Here is a 17,895-nt window from a genome sequence, read left to right on the forward strand (position 1 = left end):
TCCGCCGGGCGGGTGACGAAGTCCGGCACGGTCCGGCGGGCCTCCCTTCCGGGAGGCCGCGCCGCGTGCGAGCGCTCAGCCGACCGCGTCCACCAACGCCAGGTCGTGCAGCCGCTCCGGCGGGCCCGGGCGGGCGTAGTACCAGCCCTGGGCGGTGTCGCAGCCCAGTATCCGCAGCTGCTCGGCCTGCGCGCCGGTCTCCACGCCCTCGACCGTCACCGCGAGGTTGAGGCTGTGGGCGAGGGTGACGATGCCCTCGACGATCTTCAGGTCGACCGGGTCCGCGGGGAACTGCTGCATGCTCTGGGTGAAGGACCGGTCGAGCTTGAGGATGCTGACCGGGAGACGGCGCAGGTTGGCGAGGTTGGAGTAGCCCGTGCCGAAGTCGTCGAGGGCGATGTCCACACCCATCTCGGCGAGGCGGCGCAGCGGCTTGAGGAGGTCGTCGTCTGCGCCGATCAGCGCGGACTCGGTGACCTCAAGGCACAGCGCGTCCGGGTCGAGCCCGGACCGCTCCAGGATGTCGACCGTGTCCTGGACGAGGCCCGGGTGGGTCAGCTGGCACGGCGACAGGTTGACGTTGATGCGCAGTGGCCCCGCGTCGGCGTGTCGTTCCTGCCAGAGGCGGGCCTGACGGACCGACTGCTCCAGGACCCAGCGGCCGAGCGGCACGATCAGTCCGGTGTGCTCGGCGAGCGGGATGAACCGGTCGGGGCCGAGGACGCCGTGCTGCGGGTGCAGCCAGCGCACCAGCGCCTCGGCGCCGCGCACGCTGCCGTCGCCGAGGTGGACGAGGGGCTGGTACTCGATGAAGAACTCGCCCCGGTCCAGTGCGGCCGGGAGCGCCGTGGTGAGCCCGTGCCGGGTGATGGCACGCGCGTCGGCCTCGGGGTCGGCGAGCTCGAAGCGGTTGCCGCCCGCGGACTTGGCCCGGTACATGGTGATGTCCGCGCTGCGCAGCACCTCCGCGGGGCCGCGTTCTCCGGCGGGACCTTCGACGACGCCGATGCTGCCGCGCACGGTCAGGTCACGCCCGTCGATGCTGATCGGGGTGACCAGCGCGTTCATGATGCGTCCGGCGAGTTCGTCGACCTCGCGCTCGGTGTCGGTGCCGGTGGTCAGCGCCACGAACTCGTCGCCGCCGAGGCGGGCGACCATCTCGCCGGGAGCCGTCGCGCAGGACTGCAGGCGGTCGGCGACCTCGACGAGCAGCCGGTCGCCGGCCGCGTGCCCGAGGCTGTCGTTGATGGTCTTGAAGCCGTCGAGGTCGAGATAGCAGAGCCCGAAGCGCTGCCCCTCGCCGGCGGACAGCGCCTTCTCCAGGCGCTCGAAGAACAGGGTCCGGTTGGGCAGTCCGGTGAGCGCGTCGTGCGTGGCCTCGTAGCGCAGCCGCAGATTGAGCAGCCGCCGCTCGGTGGTGTCCTCCATGAGCGCGAGCTGGTACTGCGGCCGGCCGTCCGCGTCACGCAGCAGGGAGACCGTCAGGTTGGTCCACAGGGCGGTACCGTCGGGACGGTAGAAGGCTTTTTCGACGTGGTAGTGCTCGCGCTCGCCGCGTACCAACTCCTCGTACAGCGGCCATACTTGCGGAGCGTCGTCGGGGTGCGTCCACTCCGTAACCTTGCGGCCGCGCATCGACTGCTCGGAGCCGCCGAACATACGCATCAAGGCTCCGTTGACCTGAAGGATGTTGCCCTCGAGGTCGGCGATGCCGATTCCTATGGCCGCGCCCTCGAACACCGCGCGGAAGCGGGCCTCGCTCGCGTGCAGCGCCTCAGCCACCAGACTGCGCGCGCTCATGGCGGCCCGGGAGATGGCCTCCTGCTCGGCCAGCGTCCGCTCCCGCAGCGCCTGTGCGAACCCGGCGGCCATGGCGTGCTGCAGCCGCGCCGAGCGGGTCCGCAGCGCCTCCTGGGGCCCGTCCTCGCCGCAGTAGAGGACCAGATAGGCGTCGACGCAGTCGAGGGTGCGGCTGAGCGCCTCCGGGTCGGTGCAGTGCGCGTCGATGAGCGCGGCGCCGACCGCCTGGCCCTCGGCGGCCTCGAAGGTCCTCGCGAGCAGCGCGTCGCTCAACCGCCGTGCGAGCGGCATCAGTTGTGCCTCGAACTCCGGCCTGGTCAGCGACGTGGAGGTGACCGGAAAGACCGCCCGGCTCCAGATCGTCGCGAACCTGCGGAGTCTGTCCTCCGGCCCGTCCGGCTCGGCGGTCACGCCGTGCGCCCCACGCCGGCGAACCCGGAGAAGGAGAACGGATCCTCGTCCTCGCGTGCCGTGTCGGGCCGCCAGTCCGGCATCGGCACCAGTCCCGGTTCCACCATGTCGTACCCCTCGAAGAACCGCGCGATGTCCTCGCGCGAGCGCATGATCAGCGGGTTGCGGATGTTCTTGTACACGTCGACCGTGCCCTCGGCCTGTTCCCGAGGAAGCGGGATTCCCTCGTACGAGGCGTGCGTGACGACGAACAGGCTGCCCGGCGCGAGCGCGTCGCGCAGCTCGGCCACCGCCTCGTACGGGTCGTCCGCGTCCTCCACGAAGTGAAGTATGGCAACGAGCAGCAGGGCGACCGGCCGGTTCAGGTCGATCAGACGCTGAACCTGGGAACTCGCCAGGATCTCCCGGGGCTTGAGCAGGTCGGCGGCGAGGACGTCGGCGTCCTCGTTGCCCTCCAGGACGGCCTGGCTGTGCGCGACTGCCACGGGATCGTTGTCGACGTACACGACGTGCGCGCCGGGTCTGGACGCCTGGGCGATCTCATGGACGTTGCCGAAGGTCGGGATGCCTGAACCGATGTCGAGGAACTGGGTGATGCCCTCGTCGGCCGCGAAGCGCACCGCGCGGCGCATGAACGCCCGGTTCGCCTGCATGATCTTGGGAAGTCCCGGCATGAACTCCATGGCCTTGCGGGCCGCTTCCCTGTCGACCTCGAAGTTGTGCGAACCGCCCAGGTAGTAGTCGTAGATCCGGGACACGCTCGGCACTGAGATGTCAATGCTCCGAGGGGCCCAGGCGGGACGCTCCATCTATCTCTCCAAGGCGTAGTCGACGGCGTAGGCGATCCGGTGTTCGAGCTGAGGCTACTGATCGCCCGCCAAAGGAGCGAGCCAAAACGGAAATTGACCGTCCGTTCCCGGTCACTGCCTCCGGCAAGTGCCGAATTGGCCCGCTGTGAACGGCCTTGGAACAACGCCGTCCGGTGTAACCGGGAAATCGATCCGAAGCATTGCAAAAAGTTCCCGGAGGTTACGAAGAGTTGCCGAGGATTCCCCCGCCCGGGTACGCCAAGGGGCCCGCTCCCCCCGTGCGGTGCGGAGGGAGCGGACCTGGGTCGCGCGCGCTTTTTCGTTCGTCCGGCACTCTGGCCTGTCTGTGTCCACTCCCTTCCGCGTTCCGATGCCGTCCTGGTGAGGCGATCAACCCTGGGGAGGTGATCTGTCTACTGCTTCGGCGCGCCGACCAGCTTTCCTTCGGGCGAGACGGCGTACCAAGTGCCGCCCACACCCTGGCCGTTGGTGTCTCCGGGGGCCTCGTCACCGGTGAAGGTGTAGATCGGCCAGCAGTCGAGGGCCATCTGCTTGATGCCGTCGCCCCGGGTGAAGGGCATCAGGCCGTCCGAGTCGATGTTGAGGCCCTTGATGTCGGCCTCCTCGACCGGCGCGACCGCCGGCCACTTCTCCAGGCAGGCGCCGGTGCAGGCCGAGATCGAGTCGGGCCAGGCCGTGTCCTTGGTGAAGCGGTAGACCGTCATGCCGTTCTTGTCGACGACGATCTCGCCGAGCTTCGCGTCCTTGCGGGTCGACAGGCCGGGCAGGTCGGCAAGGGTCGCCTTCTTGCCCGCAGGGGACGATGCGAACCAAGTGCCGCCCACACCCTGGCCGAGGGTGTCACCGGCCTTCGTGTCCTTCGCGTACCGGTACATCGGCCAGCCGCCCACGGTCAGTTGCTTGGTGCCGTCAGGCCGCGTGACCTCGCCGAGAAGCGCCGCGTCCACACCGGTGGCGGCCGTGGCCCCGTCGGCGGGAACCGGCGGCCAGGCCGTGGCGCAGTCGCCCTCACAGGTCGACTTCGGCGGTTCGGCCGTGTCCTTGTCGAAGCGGTAAAGGGTGAGGCCGCCACTGTCGGTGATGACCTCGCCGAGCTTCGCGTCCTTCGCAACGGCCAGCGCACCTGCGGACTTCGCCTGGGTCGCGGCCTGGGCACCGACCTCGGCAGGGCTGGGACTGCTCAGTCCGTAATCGCCCGCGGCCGCGGTGGCGCCCACGTTCTGGCCCACGGTCGAGGTGCCCTGTTCCTGACCGCACGCCGTCGTGAGCGCCAGCATGGCCGCAGCTGTCGCTACGAGTGAGGCGCTCCGCCAGGAGGTCTTCATTTTGGTAACTCCCGCTGTTGGCAAAGATGTTGCAGCGCTCCACTGCGCCGCGCATGGCCATAGGTACGGGCGGGAGTGGTGGGAGTGTTCAACCGCCTCGCAAAAATCTTTCCGAACCCTGTGACCCGAGGGCCTCCACGCGGATCGCACGCCCGTTCGCCTCCGGGGGTGTTTCCCGCTCAGCCCGTCAAACCACCCGGCCGTGGACATCCTCCGTTCGGGGTAACCCCCGGCCACTCCCGCGTACGCGGGCGCAACACGACCGATGATCGCCGTCGTGCATGGACCCAAGCGGACCCGATCCGCGCTCGTCATACGGGTATTCGCGCTGCTGACACTGACCTGGATCCTCGGCGGGGCCTCGGTCGGCCCGGCGGTCGCCGACGCCTGCGCGTACGCCTCCGTCGGCCCGGACGGCAACGACGCGGTGGCGGTCGCCGGCGACGGCTACTGCAGCCCGAGCCCGACACCTCCCCCGCCGCAGCCCACCCCGAAGCCGACGCCGACCCCCAAGCCCCCGCCGCCGCCCAAACCCACCCTCACACCCACGCCAACACCCACACCCGCGCCGGAACCACCACCTCCGCCGCCTCCCCCGTCCCCGCCTCCGCCGGCACCGGCGCCACGGCCCGTCGCGCCGCCACCCAGGCCGGTGCCCGCGCCACCGCCGACTCCCACACCCAAGCCGACGCCGACGCCCACTCCGAGTGCGCGCCCCAAGCCGTCGCCGTCCCCGGTGAGTTATCCGGCGTACCACGCCCAGGCGCGGCGGCATCCGCCCCGCGGTGGACCGTCCCTGGTCTCGCTCACCCTGCTGATCACCGCGCCCGCGGTGCTCGCCGTCGCGGCGCTGCGCCCGCGCTGACTCTGGAGGCATCTTTGTCGGAATGGCTTGTTCTCGCCCTCGCGATGGGGGCGGCGTGTGTCGTCGTCCTCATCGTGGCCCTCGTACGTCATCGCACGGCCCGCGAGGACGAGGATCCGTCCGAGACCCCGGACGTGATCGAGTACATGACGATGATGATCGGCGTGGTCTACGCCATCGTCCTCGGCCTGGCCATCGCCGGAGTCTGGGAGGCCCGCGGCGTCGCACAGGACCATGTGCAGACGGAGGCCCAGGCCCTGCACGAGATCTCGGAGCGGGTCCGCGTCTACCCGCCCGACGTGCAGGACCGGATCCGCGGCGACATCGACTCGTACGTCGGCTACGTCGTCACCACCGAGTGGAAGACCATGTCGGACCAGGGCCGGGTGACCGTCAAGGGCGGCCGGCTCTTCGAGCGCATCCGCGGGGACGTCACCGACTACGAGCCGAAGACGGACTTCGAGGCCCAGGCGTACCAGCCCCTCGTCGACCAGGTCACCGTGGCCGCCGCCGCGCGGAGCTCCCGCGCCGACTCGACCGGGGCGACCATGCCGGGCGTGGTGTGGTTCGGTCTGATCAGCGGGGGCGTGGTCACCGTGGGGATGGTCTTCGCGCTGCAGATCCGGCGCACCACGCGTGAGCTGATCCTCGCCGGGCTCTTCTCCTCGCTGATCGCCTTCCTGCTCTTCCTGATCTGGGACTTCGACGCGCCCTACAGCAGGGGGATCACGGCCTCGGCGGAACCGTTCACGGCGCTGTTCCCGAACCTTCCCGGTTGACGGACCCTCAACAGGCGCTCCGGGACAGTGCTCCCCGGCCGGGGGACGGATGCCACGCCGCGCCCGTCCCCCGACTGCACGCACTCCGTCCCCTGTGCGGCCCACACGGTTGCCCCATTCGCGCGACTGCGATCGCGCCCACGCTCACCCTTTCCTAGCGTTTCGATCATCGAGGTGCATTTCTGGCGCAAGCGGAAAAGGTCCGCAGCAAGGCTCCTCGGGGACCTGGAGGCTCACCATGCGCGCGATACGCGTCGCTTCGGCCGCTCTGCTGGGCGTGACTGCCCTGACCTTCGCCGCACCCGCCGCCTTCGCCGGCGACGAGAACAACAACATCACCCCGTTCGGCTTCAGCGTGCAGCCGTCGACCATCGCCGCCGGCGGCCAGGTCTCACTGCTGCTCAAGAGAGACGGGGGCTGCCAGGGACGCGCCACGGTCACCTCGGGTGTCTTCGACACCGTCAACATCCCGAAGGGTCAGTCCTCGGCCACGGCGATGGTCGACTGGGACGCCAAACCGGGCGCCGTGTACGAGGTCACCTTCACGTGTGACGGCGTGAGCGGTCACACGGATCTCACCATCGCCACCGGCCGGACCCCCAACCAGACGGACTACCCCGTCCCCGTACAGCGGGGCGTCAGGGCCGGTGTCGGCGGCACCGTCGGCGGCTTCGACCTCAAGGAGATCGGTCTGGGGGCCGCGCTCATCGCGGGTTCCATCGGCGCGGCATGGCACATGTCGCGCCGCCGTGGCGCGACCGACGACTCCTGACGGCACGGCACCGCACAGCCCTTCGCCCCGGACCCTCGAGAGAGGGTCCGGGGCGAAGGGCTGTCACGTGCGGTTTCCGAAGTCTCCGTTACGGAGTGCCGGTCAGATCCTCTTCTCGGACCGGCGCCGCATCCAGAACACCCCGCCACCGACGGCGGCGGCGGCCACAAGCCCGCCACCGATCGCCATGTCGGTGGGCGTGGCACCACTGGAGCTGCTGCCGCCGAGACCACCCCGGACACCGCCGATGACGGTGAAGGCCGCGGGACGGGTCAGGGTGCCCGTCCCGTTGCAGTTGACCGAGATGTCGTACGAGCCGGGGCGCGCGTTCCGGTCGATGGTCGCCGTCCCGCTCGATGTCTCGTTGCTGCCGGTGATCCGGGAGAGGGTCGCCTGCCGGAAGGCGGGCGAGGTCATGGTGCCGCCGGTGGGGCAGCCGTCGACGGTCACGGTCAGTTGACCGCCGCTGGCGATGACGCTGGGCATCGCGACGATGTTGCTCGGGTTGTTCCACGCCGCGGCCATCGGCGCGGCGAGCCCCACCGCGGCGACCGCGGCGGCACTGACCGCCAGGGCACGAGAAGTACGCATGTGATCCTCCGCGGAAGGCGCCCCGGGAACCGTCCCCGGTCGATCGGCGAGAAAACGCCTCCCAGACAGACCCTCAGATGCCGTGCACAGGGCCGCATTTCGAGAATGGTCCGTCCTGGTGAGAAGACACGCCGAGAGAATTCCACACAATCGGATATTGCCGCAGGTCACGGACCGTCAGAAAATTCCTGGCCTCGGCAACTCGGATGGCTCACGAAGGGCGTACTCCACCACCCGTTCGCCTTTGCCCCGTCGCCCGCCGGGCGTGCTGCACTTAGCGTTCTCATATGCGCGACGGACGCGGCGACGGCCGCGTCGAGAGGGGATTGCAAATGTCTGCGTCCGAGCTGGCCGAAGAGGAGGAGCGGCGGAAGAAGCGCGCCCCGTGGGGCGTGATAGCGCTTGTTCTGCTGACCGGCCTCGCACTCATTCGGAATGGTTCCGGTGAGTTCGACGTGGGCCCGCCGCAGCCCGCTTCGGCGGCGGCGGCCGACAGCAGCCGCGCCCCGGGCGGCACCTTCTCCAATCTGCCGACACCGCTGCCGTACTCGGTGGCCGACCGGGTCAGGATCCCGGCGATCCGGGTCGACGCTCCGGTCCTGCCGGTGGGCCTGGACATGGACGGGTGGGTCGACGCACCGCCGCCGGACGACCCGAATCTCGCGGGCTGGTTCACCGGCGCGGTCTCACCCGGCGAGAAGGGCACGGCCGTGATCGACGGCCATGTGGACAACATGCGCGGACCCGCCGTCTTCTACGGGCTCGGGGCGCTCAAAAAGGGAAACCGGATCGAGGTGCAGCGCAAGGACGGGAAGACCGCCGTATTCGAGATCTACGGCATCGAGGTCTTCGAGAAGAACAACTTCCCCGGGGACCGCGTCTACGGCAGCAAGGGAGCCCCCGAATTGCGGGTCATCACCTGCGGGGGCGGTTTCTCCAAGCAGCACGGCTACGACGGGAACGTCGTCGTGTTCGCCCGCCTGGCCGAGGTTCGCTGAGCGCTCCCCGGCCGGGCGGGCGAAAGCCCGAGAGATCTATGCGAACTGCCGTCGCGGGACGGTGATGTGGTAGCCGGAATCCAGCAGTTGCGGCAGATAGGTGCGCAGCGCCCGTACGCTCTGCGAGCGGTCGCCGCCCGCGTCGTGGGACAGCACCACGACGCCCGGAGCGGCACCGTCCTCGACCCGGTTGACGATGGTGCGGGTGCCCGGGGACGTCCAGTCGAGCGTGTCGACCGTCCAGGCCAGCGGTTCCATCCCCAGTTCGGCGCCGAGCTGGAAGGCCGCCCGGTTCCAGGCCCCGTAGGGCGCGCGGAACCAGCCGGGCGGCTCACCGAAGGCGTCGTCGATGACCTCGCAGGTGCGCTCCATCTCGGAGTGGATCGCCGAACGCGAGAGCTTGGTCAGCAGCGGATGGGACCAGGTGTGGTTGCCGACGGTGTGTCCGTCGTCGGCCATCTCGCGCAGCAGGTCCTTGTTGTCGACGGCCATCTCCCCGCACACGAAGAACATCGCGTGCACGTCGTACTCGCGCAGGGTGCTCAGGATGTCGGGGGTGTAGCGCGGATCGGGGCCGTCGTCGAAGGTCAGCACCATGCTGCGGCCGCGCCCGGACATGCGCAGGAACGGCTCGTGGCGGACGAGGGTCCGCGCGGACGCGGCGCGCGGCGGGCCGTATCCGGTCATGGGCTGGAGACGGTAGGAGGAGGGCTTGAGGGCACGGCGTGCCTGTGGGCCCGCGGCGGGTGGGGCACTGCGTACCGGGTGTGTGGCCGGTTCGGTGGTGAGGACGTGGGCCGTGCCCGCGGCACCGGCCGCCCCCAGGACGGCGGCACCGGCGATCAACGCCCGGCGCCGGGTAAGCAGCTGATCCTTTTTCATGATTCATCAGTCACCCAGTTGAGGGGCGTCGCAGCTCAGCAACACCGGTGCGGGCCCACGAAAGCACCCACCTGGACCAAATCGGCGGCGGCACACCAACAGACCCGGGAATTCGGGGCACCCGGCCCGGCCGTGCCCGTGCGCCTCCCGGACCTGGGGGTTCCGATAGCCTCACAGCTGTGACGGAACAGCAGCACTCGCATCAGTTCGAGCGAGGCACGGACGGCCCCAAGGTCATCGTCGTCGGCGTGGACGGCTCCGACTCCTCGATGCGCGCGGCGTCGTACGCGGGGGGTCTGGCCCGACGGCAGCACGCGCTGCTCGCCATCGTCTATGTCCAGCCTGTGATGGCGGCGGGCGCGGCGCTCGGAGTGCCGATCGCCGATACGACGGACGAGATCGCCGAGGACCTGGTCGCCCAGATCCGGGACACCGCCGAGAGGCTCAAGGGCATATTCGAGGTGCGCTGGGAGTTCCACACCTTCCGCGGCGATCCGTACAACGGACTGGTGGCGGCGGCGGACCAGCTCAAGGCGGACGCCGTGGTGGTGGGCGCCTCCGAGCAGGCGGGGCACCGGATCATCGGGTCGGTGGCGATCCGGCTGGTGAAGGCCGGGCGCTGGCCGGTCACGGTGGTGCCGTAGCGGTTACGGCACGTCGGACACCGCGGGTCGGAACAGGCGGAGCTACTCCCCCATGACGAGGCCGTCCTGGGCCGCCCCTCGGCTGAGGACGACGGAGCGGATCCGGTCGCGTACACCGACGACGTCGGCCCCCTGTGCCAGGGCGGCGTTGAGGTCGACCACGCGACCGGCGTCGAGGTCGAAGGCCTGCGGGATGAACTCGGCCTTCTTCACCTCCCATCGGGCGCCCTGGCGCGCGGGCGGGGCGAAGGTGAAGCGACCGATGGTGCCTTCGTTGCCCCGCGGATCCCGGACGCCCTGGTAGTTGGACATCTCGCCGGCGATCTGGTCCCCCATGCCGTAGATGACCCATGTGCCGTTGACCTTCTCGTACGCCTGCGGGACATGGGCGTGCGTGCCGAGGATGAGGTCGATGTCGGGCCGCCCGTTGGTGCGGGAGGCGGTCAGCTGCTTGCTCAGCGTCAGTTGCCGCTCGTCCGGCTCGTCCTGCCATTCGGTGCCCCAGTGCAGGGATACGACGACCACGTCGGCGCCTGCCTTCCGGGCGGCCCGGGCGTCCGCGACGATCCGGTCGGGGTCGATGAGGTTGACGGCCCAGGGCTGCCCCTGCGGGAGTGGAATGCCGTTCGTGTCGTAGGTGTACGCGAGATGCGCGACCTCGGCGCTGCCCGCCCGCATCATCGTGGCGCCGCTCTCGGCCTCCGTACGCGCCGATCCGGCGTGCCGCACACCCGCGCGGTCGAGCGCGTCCAGGGTGCGCTGGATCCCCGCGGCTCCGTCGTCCAGGGTGTGGTTGGAGGCGGTGGAGCAGGCGTCGTACCCGGTCGCGGCGAGCCCCTCGGCCACCTGCGGCGGGGACTTGAAGGTCGGGTAGCCCGTGTAGTCGCCGTCCGCGCCGTACACGGTCTCCATGTGACAGATCGCCAGACCCGCGCCGGACACGACGGGCTCGACGCCCGCGAGCATCGGCCGGAAGTCGTATCCGTTGCCGCCCGCGTCCGCCTGCGCCCGTTCGATGATCGAGGTGTGCGGCAGTACGTCACCGGAGGCGACGAGGGTGAACCCGCGGGGGTCGGATGGTGCCGCGGGCCGGCCGCTCGGCCCGGGGTCCGGTGGGTCCTGGGCGGCCTGACAGCCCGTTACGACGAGTACGGCCGCGAGGGCAAGGGTGGTCTGTCGCCGGCGTGGGGTCATACCCAACCTCGTTTTAGTCATATTTACGTATGAAGTGTCAGAATCCACGTACAGGAGCGGCCAGGAGTCAAGGAGCAACGCAGACCTTCAGCCAGTCCGGCGTTCCAGGACGAGCCCTTCGGGCGAACGCGGGTCCGGGGGCAGCAACCCAGAGCCCCGATGAACCGCTCACCGCACCGTTCACCGACGGCTTCGACCGCCCAGCGCACAACCGTGCGCCGACCCTGTCCCCGCGGAGCGGCACCGGCTGGCATACACGCCATGACGGCCGGAACCACCACCATCACCCGCGGGACGACCGCCGAGCACGAGCTGGCCGCGTTGCAGCGCGATCACGGCCGGCCCCTCTTCGCGCTGCTGCTGCGACTCTCCGACGGCGACCGGCAGCGCGCCGAGGATCTGGTGCAGGAGACGTTCGTACGCGCCTGGCAGCACCCCGAGGCGTTGCGTGCCGACGACTTCGACTCCGTACGGCCCTGGCTGCTCACCGTGGCGCGGCGGCTGGCGATAGACGCGCGGCGGGCCCGTCAGGCGCGGCCCGCGGAGGTCGGGGACGCGGTGTTGGACAGTGCGCGCGTCTGTGCCGATCACGCCGAACGGTCCGCGGCGATGCTCGATGTGCGGGAGGCTGTGAAGACACTCACTCCCGAGCACCGTGAAGTCCTGGTGCAGGTGTACTTCCAGGGGGCGAGTGTGGCGGAGGCCGCCGCGGCCCTCGGGATTCCGCCCGGTACGGTGAAGTCTCGCGCATATTACGCGCTGCGCGCCCTGCGCCGGGTGCTTCCGGGCTATGCGGCCGACCTGCGGTGAAACCAAAGGTCGAGTCAAGCCTCGGTAAAGCGCCTGCCGAGGACCATGGTTGAGCAATCTGCTGTCTTCATCCGTGTTCCGGACTGGAGCCCGGGGTCGGGCGACGCGCACGCACCGGAGGAAGGCGGAAGGGATGCTGCACAGAGGTCAAGAGAGCACGGACGGCACCGGCGGTGGTGAACTCACCGTCCCCATGGCTTGGTTGTACGCCGAGTACATCGCCGACGAACTGCTGCGGACCGGCGACCTGATGCCGCCCACATCCTTCGAGTTCCGCGCCGGGCGGGATGCCCTGGCGCTGACCATCTTCCTGTCCGACGCCGGCGGTGAGCTCTCCGGCATCAGGGTCATCACTCAGTTGGAGACCTGGCTTTCGCTGACGGCGTACGACCAGCCGTGGCGGGACTGGGTGCGCGAGCACATGGCGCGGCTCGCGGCCAAGGCCGTCGAATCGGGCGCCCCTGACCCGGACTTGGAGCTGGCCTCGGCGGCCTGGCGCTGGCTGGAGGAGACCGAGCTGCTCGCCCCGGATCTGGACGCCGTGCCTGGTGGCGGGCCGGTCCCGGGCGAGGACGACGGCCCGAAGGTGTGGACGCCTGCCTGGCGGCTGGGACTGCCGCTGGGGCATCTGGCGATCCATCTCTTCTGACCGTCCGGCCAGGGCGCCAAACTTTTTCCGGCCCGCACCAATCCGCGGGCCCTCTCACTCCGAATGTCCTGGCCGCTATTCCGAACGGGTCTTGAGTGATTCGGCGGTCCGGTGCGTATCGGTGGGCAACAGCAACACCACCCCACCCCGCACCATCGCCACCATTGTCACGAGGATTCGGTAATCGGTATGAGGTCCCTGGAACGGCATCGCGACGTCGGCGCATACGCGCTCGGCGTGCTGAATGAGGCGGACGCCTTCCGCTTCGAGGATCACCTCATGGAGTGCCCTCAGTGCGCCGCCCATGTGAGTGAATTCCGGCCTGCGGCACGGCAGTTGATGCTGTACCGCCGGGCCACCCCGCGCTCCGTGCACCCCTTCGCCGCCCCCGGGCCCAGGCTTCTGGACCGGCTGCTCGGCGAGGTGGCGAACCGGCACCGGGCCGGGCGCAGGCGTTGGCTGTACGCGGTGGCCGCCTCCGTCGTGTTCGCGGCGGGCGGGCCCGCGATCGCGATCGTGACGGCGGACGGCTCACCGAGCACCCTGATCGCCGCGACCGACACGGAGACCGGCGTCTGGGCCCAGGTCACGTCCGAGGACCGGGCCTGGGGCAGTGAGGTCGACGTACAGGTCAAGGACCTGGGAGGCCCCCGCGCCTGTCAGCTCGTCGTGATCGGCAAGGACGGTTCCGAGCAGACGGTGACGAGCTGGATGGCGCAGGGGGACAACAACGGCGAGGCCGCCAGCATGCAGGGCGGCGCCGCGTTGCAGTCCGAGGAGATCAGCCGGTACGAGGTGCGCACGACGGAGGGCGAGCGCCTCGTGACGCTCAAGCCCGGCACCGGAAGCTGACGCCAAGTCCGGTCGGCGGACGCCTACTTGAGGAGCTTTGACATCCGCCGGTCCGCGAGCGGCTTCCCGCCCGTCTGGCAGGTCGGGCAGTACTGCAGCGAGGAGTCGCTGAAGGACACCTCCCGGATGGTGTCGCCGCAGACCGGGCAGGGCTCGCCCGTTCTGCCGTGCACCCGCAGTCCGCTCTTCTTCTCCGCCTTCAGGCGTCCGGCCGCCACTCCGTGGGAGCGCTCGACGGCCTCGGTGAGCGTGGAGCGCAGCGCCTCGTACAGGCGCCGTGTCTCCTCGGGACTCAGCGTGGCGGCGAGCTTGAAGGGCGACATCCGGGCGGCGTGCAGGATCTCGTCGCTGTACGCGTTCCCCACGCCCGCGATGAGGCTCTGGTCGCGCAGCGCGCCCTTCAGCTGGCGCCGCTCGCCTTCGAGCAGTTTGGCGAACCGCACCTCGTCGAAGTCCTCGGCGAGCGGGTCGGGGCCGAGCCGGGCGACGCCGGGGATCTCCGCCGGGTCCCTTACGAGGTACACGGCGAGCTTCTTCTGGGTGCCGGCCTCGGTGAGGTCGAAGCCCTCGCCGGTCTCCAGGGCGACGCGCAGTGCGAGCGGGCCCTTGCCGGGGCGGGGCCGGCCGTCGGGCAGCGTGTCCTTCCACTGCAGCCAGCCCGCGCGGGCCAGGTGCGTCACGAAGTGCAGGCCGTCCGCCTCGATGTCGAGGAACTTGCCGTGCCGGCGCACGGCCGTGACCTCGCGGCCCTCGAAGGCGGTGACGGGAGGGTCGTACGTCTTCAGGACGCTGATGGCGACGGGCAGCACGCGCACGACCTGACGGCCGACGAGGTGGTCGGCCAGGAAGTCCTTGAGTGCTTCGACCTCGGGCAGTTCCGGCATAGGTCCAGAGTGCCACCAGGTGCCGACGACACGATGTGGACCGGTGGTCAGTCCCGTTCCGGAACGATGAACTCGCACCACACGACTTTGCCGCCACCGCGGGCCTCCACGCCCCAGACATCGGTGAGCCGGTCGACGAGAAGGAGGCCGCGGCCCGAGACACCGGACTCCCCGGCCTCGCGGCGGCGCGGCAGGGCGCTGGAGGAGTCCTCGACCTCGGCGCGCAGTCTGCGGTCGGAGCCGGTCAGGACGCGCAGGGTGACGACGGCGGAGCCCTCGGTGTGCAGCAGGGCGTTGGTGATCATTTCGTCGGCGACCAGCTCGATCTCGTCGGCACGCTCCCCTGCGCCCCAGGCGTCGACGGCGGCGCGGATCATGTGCCGGGCCGCGGCGAGCGCCTCGGGGTCGCCGGCCGCGACATGCTGCTGGAGTCTGCCGCCGGTCTGGTGGGTGGTGAGGCCGCGGCGGCGCAGGAGCAGCAGCGCGACATCGTCGTCGCCACCGCGGTCCTCGGCCACCTCGATGAGCCGGTCGGCAAGGTCGTGGACGTCGTCCGGGCCGGTGCTGACGAGCTCCCTGAGGGTGCGCACGCCTTCGCCGAGGGAGATGCCGGGCTGCTCGACCAGGCCGTCGGTGTACAGCATCAGCGTCTGGCCGGGGTCCAGCTCGAAGGTGCTGACCGGGTACTCGAGGCGCCCGAAGTCGGCGGACAGGCCCAGCGGCAAGCCCCCTTCCACGGGCTGTCGTCGGCAGGTGCCGTCGGGCTGCCGGACCAGGGGGTCCATGTGGCCGGCCCTGACCAGCTGGACGACGCCGGTGGACAGATCGGCCTCCGCGTACAGGCAGGTCGCGAAGCGTTCGGTGTCGAGTTCCTTCAGGAAGACGGAGGCGCGGGCCATCACGGTGGCGGGGGTGTGGCCCTCGGCGGCGTAGGCGCGCAGCACGATGCGCAGCTGGCCCATGACGGCGGCGGCGTGCGTGTCATGGCCCTGTACGTCGCCGATGACGGCGCCGACGCGGCCGCCGGGCAGCGGGATCACGTCGTACCAGTCGCCGCCGATGTCCCTGCCGAGGGAGGCGGAGCGGTAGCGGACGGCGATGTCGGCGCCGGGCACGCTGGGGATGGAGCGCGGCAGCATGGCCTGCTGGAGACCCTTGGCGAGGTCCTTCTCCTGCTCGTAGAACATGGCCCGTTGGAGGCTCTGCGCGATGCTGCTGCCGAGCGCGAGGAGGACGTTGCGGTCCTCCTCTGAGAAGCCGTGCCGGTCGTTGTAGAGCAGGCCGATCGCGCCGATGGGCCGGGCCTGCACGATGAGCGGCAGATACGCGGCCGAGGTGATCTTCAGGTCGGTGATGTGCGGCCACAGCAGGGGATACGCCTCGGCGAACTCCTCCGGCGACTCGATGAAGTGCGGCACCAGTGTCCGTACGACCTCGTTCATCGGGTACTGGGCGTCCATGCGCGTGATCCGGGTGCCCGGCACATAGCTGTCCTGGGGGCCCGCGGCGACCATGTTGATGCGGCCGGCCTCCACCAGGCCCATGACCAGGCTCGTCGCGCCGAGGTGGGTGAGGCCGTGGGTGTCCTCCAGGACGTCGATCACGTCCTGGACGGTGCGGGCGTGGGCGAGTGCCGCCGTGGTGAGCTGCACGACGCTCGTCTGCTGGCGCCTGGCCTGGAAATGGGCGGCCTGCTCACGGCGCGCCGCGCGCTCGTTCAGCTCCTGCGTCGCGTCGCGCACGATGCCGATGATCCGGCGGGGCCTGCCGGTCTCGTCGCGGCGGATGTAGCCCTGGGTGTGGGTCCAGCGCAGCGTGCCGTCTCTGCAGCGGATGCGGAAGTAGGCGCCGTAGTTCTCGCTGCCGTCCTTGAGCGCCTGGGAGACCAGGGTGTCGAGGCGTATGGCCTCGGGCGGGGGCACGCGCATGGCCAGCGTCTCCGGGTGCCCGTCGTATTCCTCGGGGTGCACGTCGAAGACCTCGTGGGCCTGGGCGTCCATCTGGAACAGCCCGGAGTCCAGGTCCCAGTCGAAGCTGCCCATGCGGTTGAGCGCCAGGATCGGATCCGGGTGGGCGGGCCAGTCGTCCGGGAGTGACAGGGCGCTCGCTCCCCGATCAACCATGGGGCCACTTTGCCAGGATTTGCACGATTATTCGACTCCGGCCTCCGTGGAGCCCGGTGCCGCGCTCCACGGCCGGGCGGGCTCTCAACTGCCGGACATGTCGGTCGCGGCGTCGAAGATGCTGTCCGACGTGGTCGGGTCGTCGGGGATCAGACCGCCGCCGTCCGGCAGGTCCGGGCTTTCCGGGACGGTTTCCGGGCCGACTTCCTCGGTCGATGTGGTCGAGTCGAGGGGGAACGAGGGTTCGTCGGGGGTGGAGGGTTCCTCGGGCGTCGAGGAGTCTTCGGGTGCCGACGGGATCTCGGGGGTGGACTGATCGGGCGTGATCGTGCCTGTGTCCGTCCCCGACTCCGGAGTGGTGCTCTCGTCCGAGGGCGTCAGCGTGCTCCCGGGATCCGTCGTGGGCGGGGCGGTGACGGTGGCCGTGGCACAGTCCGCGGGCTCGACCGGAGCGCGGTCGGCCGGATCGCCCGGAGCGCTCTCGGTCTCCCCCGGTGCCACGGTCACGGTCGGCGTCACGCAGTCGGACGCCGACTCGTCCGGCCGGGTGCCGTCCTCCCTCGGGTGGGCGCCCGAGGAGGAATCCTCGGGGTCCGGGGACCGTGTCCAGTCGTCCGGCGGCGGTACGACGTGGTCGTGGTGGTGGCCGTCGTCGCCGGTCCGTCGCTCGATCCAGGTGTTGTCGACGATGTTGATGATCGTGATGTTGGTGATCACCGTGGTCGCCGGGGTCACGACGACGACCTCGCTGGGCCGGTACCCGGACCAGGCCCGCCCGCGGGTGCCCGGTGCCCCCTTGGACTCGACCTTGGATTCGACGGGCGGCTTCAGCGGGTTTCCGCAGGCGCACCGGACGCGGGGCACCCCGCGGTTGTCGACGAGGACGGCGGTACCCGCCTGAAGGACCGACTGGTGGCCGGTCGCCCGGCCATCGCTGAACTCGTGGTTCGTGACCTGTGTGTCCGCACGCAGCACGACCGAGGTGAGACCCCGCAGAAAGCTCGGGACCGAGGCCTGCGAGACGCCGGTGACCTGCGCGAACGCGCGGGCCTTGGCCCGGTCCGCGGTGAGGAGGCCGATCTGCTTCTCGACGTCGCAGCTCCCGGCGGAGTGGACGCCGCCGTAGAGGCCCGGCGTGGAGCCCGAGAGCTTGCGCGCGCCCTGCGTGGCGGAGGCGCCGCCGGTGGGCGTCGGTTGCTGCGTTCGGGTGACGGGCGGCGGGGTCGCGGTGGAGGCGGCGGTGGAGTCCGTGAAGGGGCCGGAGCCCTGAGCCGCGATGGGCTCGAGGAACAGCTCACCGCTGGATCCGCCGGACGTCTGGTCCTTGTCGCCGTCGTCCCCACCGCACCCGGCGACAAGGAAAGCCGCCGAGAGCGCGCAGGCCGTGACGAGGGTTCTGGTGGGTGTGCGCACCGCGTTCTCCCGTCCATCCCGGGCAATTCGTCCACCATTGTCTGCGTCACCCACTTGGACCACGCAAGCGGAG

General features: G+C 70.3%; 17 protein-coding genes. 8 read left to right on the forward strand and 9 right to left on the reverse strand.

Features of this window, described 5'->3' with window-relative positions:
• Positions 1–75: 75 nt before the first annotated feature.
• The 3 genes from OG246_RS34175 to OG246_RS34185 all read right to left on the reverse strand — a co-directional run bounded on the left by OG246_RS34175 (position 76) and on the right by OG246_RS34185 (position 4,366).
• Positions 76–2,211 carry a bifunctional diguanylate cyclase/phosphodiesterase gene (locus OG246_RS34175; RefSeq protein ID WP_266472338.1) on the reverse strand — a complete coding sequence of 712 codons (2,136 nt, stop codon included), beginning with the start codon at positions 2,209–2,211 and terminating at the stop codon, positions 76–78.
• Positions 2,208–3,020: an SAM-dependent methyltransferase gene (locus OG246_RS34180; protein WP_266472340.1), complete on the reverse strand. Its 813-nt coding sequence runs from the start codon at positions 3,018–3,020 to the stop codon at positions 2,208–2,210. Before OG246_RS34180 ends, OG246_RS34175 begins: the two co-directional genes overlap by 4 nt.
• 413 nt (positions 3,021–3,433) lie before the next feature.
• Complete coding sequence (locus OG246_RS34185) at positions 3,434–4,366, reverse strand: SCO0930 family lipoprotein (protein WP_266472343.1); 933 nt, start codon at positions 4,364–4,366, stop codon at positions 3,434–3,436.
• A 277-nt stretch (positions 4,367–4,643) separates the two neighbouring features.
• Here OG246_RS34185 and OG246_RS34190 point away from each other — a divergent pair, with 277 nt between their 5' ends.
• The 3 genes from OG246_RS34190 (at position 4,644) to OG246_RS34200 (ending at position 6,782) form a co-directional block, all read left to right on the forward strand.
• Positions 4,644–5,231 carry a hypothetical protein gene (locus tag OG246_RS34190; RefSeq protein WP_266472346.1) on the forward strand — a complete coding sequence of 196 codons (588 nt, stop codon included), beginning with the start codon at positions 4,644–4,646 and terminating at the stop codon, positions 5,229–5,231.
• A 14-nt stretch (positions 5,232–5,245) separates the two neighbouring features.
• On the forward strand, positions 5,246–6,010 hold the full coding sequence (locus tag OG246_RS34195) for a DUF4239 domain-containing protein (RefSeq protein ID WP_266472348.1): 765 nt from the start codon (positions 5,246–5,248) through the stop codon (positions 6,008–6,010).
• A gap of 238 nt (positions 6,011–6,248) precedes the next feature.
• A complete protein-coding gene (locus tag OG246_RS34200; protein WP_266472352.1) occupies positions 6,249–6,782 on the forward strand; it encodes a hypothetical protein in 534 nt (177 codons plus the stop codon).
• Between the two features lie 102 nt (positions 6,783–6,884).
• On the opposite strand, the gene OG246_RS34205 is transcribed toward OG246_RS34200, so the two are convergent.
• Entirely contained in the window at positions 6,885–7,373 is a 489-nt protein-coding gene (locus OG246_RS34205; protein WP_266472355.1) for a hypothetical protein, read from the reverse strand.
• Positions 7,374–7,705: 332 nt separating this feature from the next.
• On the opposite strand from OG246_RS34205, the gene OG246_RS34210 reads away from it, so the two are divergent.
• Positions 7,706–8,371: a class F sortase gene (locus OG246_RS34210; protein WP_266472359.1), complete on the forward strand. Its 666-nt coding sequence runs from the start codon at positions 7,706–7,708 to the stop codon at positions 8,369–8,371.
• A gap of 36 nt (positions 8,372–8,407) precedes the next feature.
• On the opposite strand, the gene OG246_RS34215 is transcribed toward OG246_RS34210, so the two are convergent.
• Entirely contained in the window at positions 8,408–9,253 is an 846-nt protein-coding gene (locus OG246_RS34215) for a polysaccharide deacetylase family protein (protein WP_266472361.1), read from the reverse strand.
• 179 nt (positions 9,254–9,432) lie between these two features.
• On the opposite strand from OG246_RS34215, the gene OG246_RS34220 reads away from it, so the two are divergent.
• On the forward strand, positions 9,433–9,897 hold the full coding sequence (locus OG246_RS34220; RefSeq protein ID WP_266472364.1) for a universal stress protein: 465 nt from the start codon (positions 9,433–9,435) through the stop codon (positions 9,895–9,897).
• Between the two features lie 42 nt (positions 9,898–9,939).
• Here the strand turns inward: OG246_RS34220 and OG246_RS34225 are convergent, their stop codons facing one another.
• Positions 9,940–11,091: a CapA family protein gene (locus OG246_RS34225; RefSeq protein WP_266472366.1), complete on the reverse strand. Its 1,152-nt coding sequence runs from the start codon at positions 11,089–11,091 to the stop codon at positions 9,940–9,942.
• Between the two features lie 261 nt (positions 11,092–11,352).
• Between OG246_RS34225 and OG246_RS34230 the strand changes: the two genes are divergently transcribed.
• The 3 genes from OG246_RS34230 (at position 11,353) to OG246_RS34240 (ending at position 13,402) form a co-directional block, all read left to right on the forward strand.
• Positions 11,353–11,901: a sigma-70 family RNA polymerase sigma factor gene (locus tag OG246_RS34230; protein ID WP_266472369.1), complete on the forward strand. Its 549-nt coding sequence runs from the start codon at positions 11,353–11,355 to the stop codon at positions 11,899–11,901.
• Positions 11,902–12,034: 133 nt separating this feature from the next.
• The gene (locus tag OG246_RS34235; RefSeq protein ID WP_266472372.1) at positions 12,035–12,550 is read left to right on the forward strand and encodes a hypothetical protein; all 516 of its coding nucleotides are present in this window, start codon (positions 12,035–12,037) and stop codon (positions 12,548–12,550) included.
• Positions 12,551–12,739: 189 nt separating this feature from the next.
• Positions 12,740–13,402 (forward strand): anti-sigma factor, encoded by a 663-nt coding sequence (locus tag OG246_RS34240; protein WP_266472375.1) that lies wholly within the window; start codon positions 12,740–12,742, stop codon positions 13,400–13,402.
• Positions 13,403–13,425: 23 nt separating this feature from the next.
• On the opposite strand, the gene OG246_RS34245 is transcribed toward OG246_RS34240, so the two are convergent.
• The 3 genes from OG246_RS34245 to OG246_RS34255 all read right to left on the reverse strand — a co-directional run bounded on the left by OG246_RS34245 (position 13,426) and on the right by OG246_RS34255 (position 17,822).
• Complete coding sequence (locus OG246_RS34245) at positions 13,426–14,286, reverse strand: Fpg/Nei family DNA glycosylase (RefSeq protein ID WP_266472377.1); 861 nt, start codon at positions 14,284–14,286, stop codon at positions 13,426–13,428.
• Positions 14,287–14,333: 47 nt separating this feature from the next.
• Positions 14,334–16,409, reverse strand: coding sequence for a SpoIIE family protein phosphatase (locus tag OG246_RS34250; protein ID WP_266472380.1), 2,076 nt, complete (start codon positions 16,407–16,409; stop codon positions 14,334–14,336).
• 84 nt (positions 16,410–16,493) lie between these two features.
• On the reverse strand, positions 16,494–17,822 hold the full coding sequence (locus tag OG246_RS34255) for a DUF6777 domain-containing protein (protein ID WP_266472382.1): 1,329 nt from the start codon (positions 17,820–17,822) through the stop codon (positions 16,494–16,496).
• Between the last annotated feature and the right edge of the window lie 73 nt (positions 17,823–17,895).

Source organism: Streptomyces sp. NBC_00620 (assembly GCF_026341825.1).
GTDB lineage: Bacteria > Actinomycetota > Actinomycetes > Streptomycetales > Streptomycetaceae > Streptomyces.

Excerpts from the sequence above, each read along its gene's own strand:
- OG246_RS34180 (WP_266472340.1), bottom strand. The coding sequence starts at position 3,020 with ATGGAGCGTCCCGCCTGGGCCCCTCGGAGCATTGACATCTCAGTGCCG.
- OG246_RS34185 (WP_266472343.1), bottom strand. The coding sequence starts at position 4,366 with ATGAAGACCTCCTGGCGGAGCGCCTCACTCGTAGCGACAGCTGCGGCC.
- OG246_RS34200 (WP_266472352.1), top strand. The coding sequence starts at position 6,249 with ATGCGCGCGATACGCGTCGCTTCGGCCGCTCTGCTGGGCGTGACTGCC.
- OG246_RS34205 (WP_266472355.1), bottom strand. The coding sequence starts at position 7,373 with ATGCGTACTTCTCGTGCCCTGGCGGTCAGTGCCGCCGCGGTCGCCGCG.
- OG246_RS34210 (WP_266472359.1), top strand. The coding sequence starts at position 7,706 with ATGTCTGCGTCCGAGCTGGCCGAAGAGGAGGAGCGGCGGAAGAAGCGC.
- OG246_RS34215 (WP_266472361.1), bottom strand. The coding sequence starts at position 9,253 with ATGAAAAAGGATCAGCTGCTTACCCGGCGCCGGGCGTTGATCGCCGGT.
- OG246_RS34225 (WP_266472366.1), bottom strand. The coding sequence starts at position 11,091 with ATGACCCCACGCCGGCGACAGACCACCCTTGCCCTCGCGGCCGTACTC.
- OG246_RS34230 (WP_266472369.1), top strand. The coding sequence starts at position 11,353 with ATGACGGCCGGAACCACCACCATCACCCGCGGGACGACCGCCGAGCAC.
- OG246_RS34235 (WP_266472372.1), top strand. The coding sequence starts at position 12,035 with ATGCTGCACAGAGGTCAAGAGAGCACGGACGGCACCGGCGGTGGTGAA.
- OG246_RS34240 (WP_266472375.1), top strand. The coding sequence starts at position 12,740 with ATGAGGTCCCTGGAACGGCATCGCGACGTCGGCGCATACGCGCTCGGC.
- OG246_RS34245 (WP_266472377.1), bottom strand. The coding sequence starts at position 14,286 with ATGCCGGAACTGCCCGAGGTCGAAGCACTCAAGGACTTCCTGGCCGAC.
- OG246_RS34250 (WP_266472380.1), bottom strand. The coding sequence starts at position 16,409 with ATGGTTGATCGGGGAGCGAGCGCCCTGTCACTCCCGGACGACTGGCCC.